Origin of the sequence: Ruegeria sp. SCP11, from assembly GCF_040329455.1 — a bacterium.
GTDB lineage: Bacteria > Pseudomonadota > Alphaproteobacteria > Rhodobacterales > Rhodobacteraceae > Ruegeria > Ruegeria atlantica_E.
Map to the genome: position 1 here is coordinate 1 of NZ_JBDZYG010000075.1, position 223 is coordinate 223.

General features: G+C 66.4%; 1 protein-coding gene. It reads right to left on the reverse strand.

The annotated features are described in order from the left end of the window. Nucleotides 1–223, reverse strand: a 223-nt coding sequence (locus ABLN94_RS24685) for a hypothetical protein (RefSeq protein WP_352997372.1), incomplete at both ends; no start/stop codon positions are given.

Sequence of the window (223 nt, forward strand, 5' to 3'; positions counted from 1 at the left end):
GACCGTGTCCTCGGTCTCGTGATCCAGCGCCTCGCCGGCCTTGAGCTTCAGCTGGCCGGCCACGACTTCGAACCGGGCGTCATCGACGGAGAAGGTATGGCTGTCGCCGTCATCCGGATCCGTCACCGTCAGGTCGCCGATGATCGCGCCCGCCGCGTTCTCGTCGACGGAGGCGTTGGACAGCGTGATATCCGTCGGGGCCTCGTTCAGGTCGTTGACGGTG